The following is a 6,262-nucleotide window of genomic DNA, read 5'->3' on the forward strand; positions in this document are numbered from 1 at the left end:
TTTTATAGACCTAATTTCCTCTAAAAATTTATTTCCATAAATAAAAATCAGGTTGACCTTGTGTTGACCTTCTAAAAATCTATTAAAAATTGCACTCCTTCTATCTCCAAGGAATTTTTATCCTAAGAACAAATTTTAAGTTTCTTCAAATTATTTTCATTCTATTATCATTAAATTTTATTATAAATAAAAACCTATATTCCTTTATAAAATATTAACAAGCTTATGTTTCAATAAACCTTTTATTCATTTTAATATGAATTTTACTATAGAAGGTCTTTATGAGTATTTCACTGCAAAATATCCATCAACAATTTAATGAAGCTCTTAAATCTAATCTCTATATTGGTATAAAAGGGAATAAAATCACTAAGACAAATAAAAAAGAAATTCCTCTTTCGCAAATTTACGCGATGGCTTCTGCTCAAATTTGTACTCATGCAACAAATTTGAAAAATATTGATCATTTACAATTACTCCTTTGCGACGGAGAAAAATTTTATGCCAGATATTGCAGTCACACAAATACTTGGAAACGGTGGTTTCTAAAAAAATTGGAGCATTATTCCCCTGCCATTTTTAAATTTATTCTTCCTTGCTTATTTGCAAATGGAATTGAAGCCGCTGAAAAGCAAACACAACAAGCGCATAAAAAATATCATAGCGAATTAAATAACCGTATTTCTATTTTGAAAACTTTACCTCATCTCCCTCCAGCTCCGCCACAAATTCCTCTACCTTCAAGCCGTCTCACAGATTCTCCAACACAGGTTACATCCTCTAGTCCAAATTCCATTTCTCCTAATTCCTCTTCAATGCTTCCTCAAACTTCTACTCCTTTCCACATGAAAACTTCACCAAATACCGAGATGGAAACTGAACATTTACCCCAAGAAACAACTAGAATACCTAGCTCAGAAATTAATGAATTAAGAAAAAAAACAAAAAAATTAGTCCACGATACAAAAGTTAAGGGTGAAAATTGCCTCGACATAGACCAATCACAAAAATCTATTGAACGCATTAAAACTTATTTATCGAAATTAAGTTTAGAAACTAAAGAGTCTTTGGAATCTTTAAAGGATGCGAATCATAGTCAGTTTATGCGGTTATTAAAAAAGATTTGTAAAGATTTTGTTCGTTTGACATTTTTCAAAGAATTGAAACCCTACAAAGACTCTTTTATAACTGAAACAGGCATCAGCCGTGAAGTTTTTGAATTAATTCTAAAACTTAAAACATTGTTTTTTCAAGGTTCAACGATTGATTTAACAGGAACAGTTCTAGCAGACGATTGGAAAGCTTCAACCGAGTTTTTAAAATTTGGTTTACAAAAACTTGGTAACATTCAGAATTTTGTCTTTACAGATTCATCTGATCGCAAAATTCCTGAACGACAAGTCCTTCAAAAACCACGACACATTAAATTTGACAATAAGCAACTAAACTATTTTAAACAATTTTTAGAGTCCCATGCAGACTATACGCCTCTTTCCTTAGAAATTCGATGCGAGTTTGAATGCTTTACTTTTGACACATTTAAAGATTTACTTATGCTAAAAGAAAGAATTTCTTCTATTTCCTTAACAGATTTAGAAATTTTAGATTTTAACAAAATGAATTTATCAGAAGAACAGGAAAAATATGTAATTGAAAATCTTTCCCAACTTTCACTTCCTCATCTTAAATCGTTAACTTTAAAATTGCATAAAAAAGCCTCTATTGAAGCAAAGTATTTTTCTCAATTGCTCCAGCTGTGCCCAACGTTAGATGTCATGCGGCAATGCTTATTTGCTTCTCAACAACCTAAAGACATTGATATCCCTTGTACTATTCTTTCTCAATCTTACGTGGATTTATCGGGCTATCCTCTCGAGCTTGCACACCATCTACTTCCTCAATTCATTTATTTGGAACAATTAACACTGGACCAGAGCGATTTTACTACTTTAGACTTAGAGAAAATTTATAGTGAAGGATTGTTAAATTCTCTTCATACACTTGTCCTTCACAATGGAAAACTTTCAACAGACGCGCTTTTTTTCTTAACCAAGCTCAATTCTTTAAAAATTTTAAGCCTTCCTCCTCTTTCACTAGGAAGTTATTCGCTTAGTCAATTGCCAACATTTACAGATCCACAAGCAATTATCCGTTTCTATGCAAACCAGCCCCTGACAAGACCTTACGCAATGGCTCTTTATACAGGACTTCCTTTGGCAGCCACTACTCTTCAAATTGCACTTGCTCAAGGAGGAGAATCGCACGTATTTGCTCCTAATCACTTAATTTTAGATCCTGAAAGTGTTGTTCTATGGCTTCATGACAATCATTATATGCATCTACAACCACAAGCCAGTGTTCAATCAATCATTGCGGACAGTATCGGAGAATTAAACGATTCAAATCTTGTAAGCTTTGTTGAAAAGTTTCCTAATGTAAAAGAATTAAGTTTGCGTAACTGTCCAAGTTTGACCGGTACGGGAATTCGGGCATTAATAACAAAATGCCCTCAAATAGAAAAAATAGACCTGTGTGGATGCTTAGGAATTAATATCCAATTTTTGGAAAATAGTTACTACCTTATTGCAAACTCTCAGTTAATTATAGATATTTCGGATACAGGAATTTCTGCTGATGATGTTTGGGTATACACACAATTTTTAAGTAAAAATCTTATTTTTGAGAAACTTTCATTAAAAATTAGGGATAAAGATTTAAAAAATAAAACACTTGAACAAATTTTAAATGAGAACCAACCCTTGCATCATCTCAATCGCATTGATTTAGAAGGTTGCACTACTTTAACAGATAAGGACTTAAGTCAACTACTTACCCGTTTAAATGTAGATCAAAAACAATTGGATGAATATCATTGCTTAGTTGATAATCCTCAACGCTTAAATATTTCCATTCTCAATCTAAAAGGATGTACACAAATTACAGAAAAAGCTTTCGATGATGAAATCCTTGCCGGTAAAATCGAACCGAAAATTTTAAATTCTTTAAATCAAATCGTTGTTGGCAAAACAAAACTAGAAAATTGTTCTTTATTGAGAACTATTTATCCAAAAGTGATTTTTCAAACAGAATTTACTTCTATCACAATCCAGGTTGATCCAAGTCAACCTAATATTAATACTGAAAATTTTACCCTATTATTTCAAACTGATGACCAAACAGAGGGTATTTCTTTCCAAACCTCTAAAAATTTATTAACAACTCAATCTAGTTACTTTAGAAAAGTTTTACGTGGTGAGAATGAGGGAACAACCTTAATTCATCAATGCGCAACGGTAGAAGCGGTAACTGTTTTAATCGATTTATTCAAGTGTCGTTCTTTTAAAGAAGATCTGGATTGGAAGGTTGCTGGACAAGTTGCTGAATTGGTACGTCCAGAATGTTTAGATTTTCCAGCTATTTATTTTCATAAATTAATTAATCATATTCATTCGCAATTTAGTTTAGATAATGCAACCGACATGTTTTTCTTAGCTGAAAAATTAAATGATGAAAAAGGGAAAAAATTGTTTGAGGAAAAATTAATTGCCATCGCAAAACAATGTGAGGAAACTAAAATCAGCATTTTAAGCCAATTAGCGCAAACATATAGTTTACAAAAACTAGAAAAATTTCTTAATCAGCAAACTCTTAGCTTAATAGAAACAGCAGATTTAGATTTAGATTTAGCTATACAACTATCAAGAGAAGAAATATAGGCGAACCACTCTTCAATACCAAATTATCCGATATTTTATGTTTTGGTATTGATTATTCACTAGAAAGCTAGTATGGACTGTAAAGCTTCTTTTAAGTTAGGGTGATCGAAACGAAAACCCTTGTCTTCTAAGATCTCTGGAATCACTCTTCGGCTTTTCAACAATACCTCTTCAGCCATTTCTCCTACTATCCATTTTAAAACAAATGTGGGAATTTTAAAAAAAGTAGGTCGATGTAATACGGTTCCAAGTATTTTTGTAAATTCTCGATTTGTTACTGGATTAGGGCTGACAGCATTAATCGCTCCTTGCAATTCCTTTTGCCTAATCACGTAATAAATAATCCCAATCAAATCATCTATTGAAATCCAACTCATATATTGTTTTCCTGATCCCAACTCTCCACCTAAACCCAATTTAAAAGGAGTTAGCATACTTTTTAAAGCTCCTCCTTGAGTACTTAAAACGATTCCCGTTCTTAAGAAAACTGTTCGAATTCCTGCCTCCGTCGCAGATTGAGTAGCCGCTTCCCACTGCTGACAAACGTCTGCTAAAAATCCCTGCCCCTTAGGGCTATGCTCTGTCAGAATCTGATCTGAGTGATCTCCGTAATAACCAATGGCAGAAGAGCTAATTAAAACTTCTGGGGGGGATTTTAAGCGGATTAGATTTTGGCAAAGAAGTTTTGTTCCCTTAACACGACTTTCTAAGATTTGCTTTTTTTTCTTTTCTGTCCAAATGGAAGCAATATTTTCGCCCGCTAAATGAATGACAGCCTCTACTCCTTCCAATAACTCTGGATTGATAATTCCTTTTTCAAGATCCCAAGCTATTTCACCTGATTTTAAACCAGTTTTTTTTCTAACAAGTTTAGCAATCTGATGTTGGCCCAATTTTAAAAAAGGAATCAAAGCTGATCCTATAAGGCCAGACGAACCTGTAACTAATATTTTCATTTTAATTCTTTTCCAGTCAAAACTAAGTTTATTTTCCGGTTTTTAATAAATCTTTCAAAAGACTATTAAAAGATCTTAATTATAAGCGAGCGTAAGCCTGTAAAGCTTCTTCTCTAGCTTTCGCATGATTGACTATAGGTTTGGGATAGTTTATTCCTAATTCAATTCCTGACTGTCTCAATATTTCTTCAGGAGCTTCCCAAGGTTGATGTAGCCACTTCTTGGGAAGATTAATTAATTCTGGAACCCATTTCTTGACATAATTTCCTTCGGGATCAAATTTCTCACCTTGCGTAATAGGATTGAAAATACGAAAATAAGGCGCTGCATCTGCACCACAGCCTGCAATCCATTGCCATCCCATTGTATTATTCGCTAAATCAGCATCGACTAATGTATCCCAAAACCATTTAGCTCCTTCAATCCAATGAGTCATCAAATCTTTAACTAAAAAAGAACCGACAATCAATCGGACGCGATTATGCATCCAACCTATTTTCCAAAGTTGCCTCATCCCAGCATCAATAATAGGATACCCTGTCTGACCTTTTTGCCAAGCTTTCAAATTTTGCTTATCATTTTTCCAAGAAAAGGAATTAAACTGCGATCTTAATGGCTTTTGCGGTGTTTCTGGAAAATGATAAAGTAAGTGATGGGCAAACTCTCTCCAGCCAATTTGTCTTAAATACCCCTCTGCTCCTTTCGAAGTTGAATTTTCTTTGACAGCCTGCCAAATCATGCGCGGAGAAATCTCTCCAAAATGCAAATAAGGAGAAAGTAAGGATGTTCCATCATGATCTGGTAAATCGCGAATGTCCAAGTATTGATCTATAACTCCTGTTAATCCTTTTTTTAATAAAGCTTTAGCATTTTTAGCACCGGGAGACCAAACTTCTTTAAGTCCTTTATCCCATTTAATTTTAGGTAATAGATTTAAAGAATCAATGGACTCTGTTTGAAGTTGACCTACAATTTTTTTTAACGAATGTGGAACGGGCAAAGGGATTTTTGGGTCATTTAATTTTAAACACTGATTCCAAAATGGAGTGAATACTTGAAAAGGTTTTCCTTGTTTATTCGCAATGGTCCAAGGTTCAAACAATAAATTCCCATTAAAACTATGCGCTTTTATTCCCTGCTTTTGCAATTCTGTTTTTATTTTAGCATCATCTTGTATTAACATAGGCTCATAACGACGATTCCAATAAATTGTATCGGCTCCGGTCTCGTGAGCAATTTCTAAAAGACTTTTTAAAGGATCTTCTTTTCGAATAATTAAAGAGAGACCTAATTCACTTAAATCATTTTTTAAACTTATTAAAGAATAATAGAGCCACCATTGACTGGCACCTCCTAATTGCCATTCTTTTTCTGGGTTAAAAACCCAATTAAATACAGGAATGACCGGCCCACCTTTCTGAGCGGCAGCATTTAAAGCAGGATTATCTTCTAAACGAAGATCTTGTCGAAACCAAACAATGGAGGGATTTGCCATAAACTACCTAAAAAATATTTTTATTACCTTTGTGTATATCCGATAAAAAAAAGAAAATCTACAATTTATATAGAAATTACTTGTCAAAATAACTT

3 protein-coding genes are annotated in these 6,262 nt (G+C 33.4%); 1 reads left to right on the forward strand and 2 read right to left on the reverse strand.

Annotation, left to right across the window (positions count from 1 at the left end; genetic code table 11):
• The first annotated feature begins 281 nt into the window (after positions 1-281).
• Complete coding sequence (locus BU804_RS05640) at positions 282-3,716, forward strand: hypothetical protein (RefSeq protein WP_075883325.1); 3,435 nt, start codon at positions 282-284, stop codon at positions 3,714-3,716.
• Positions 3,717-3,775: 59 nt separating this feature from the next.
• Here BU804_RS05640 and BU804_RS05645 read toward each other — a convergent pair whose 3' ends face one another.
• Together BU804_RS05645 and BU804_RS05650 are read right to left on the reverse strand one after the other, a co-directional pair.
• Complete coding sequence (locus tag BU804_RS05645; protein ID WP_044044849.1) at positions 3,776-4,672, reverse strand: TIGR01777 family oxidoreductase; 897 nt, start codon at positions 4,670-4,672, stop codon at positions 3,776-3,778.
• A gap of 79 nt (positions 4,673-4,751) precedes the next feature.
• A complete protein-coding gene (locus BU804_RS05650; RefSeq protein WP_075883326.1) occupies positions 4,752-6,167 on the reverse strand; it encodes a cryptochrome/photolyase family protein in 1,416 nt (471 codons plus the stop codon).
• Positions 6,168-6,262 lie beyond the last annotated feature (95 nt).

The organism is Candidatus Protochlamydia sp. W-9 (assembly GCF_001950615.1).
In the GTDB taxonomy this organism is placed as follows: domain Bacteria; phylum Chlamydiota; class Chlamydiia; order Chlamydiales; family Parachlamydiaceae; genus Protochlamydia; species Protochlamydia amoebophila.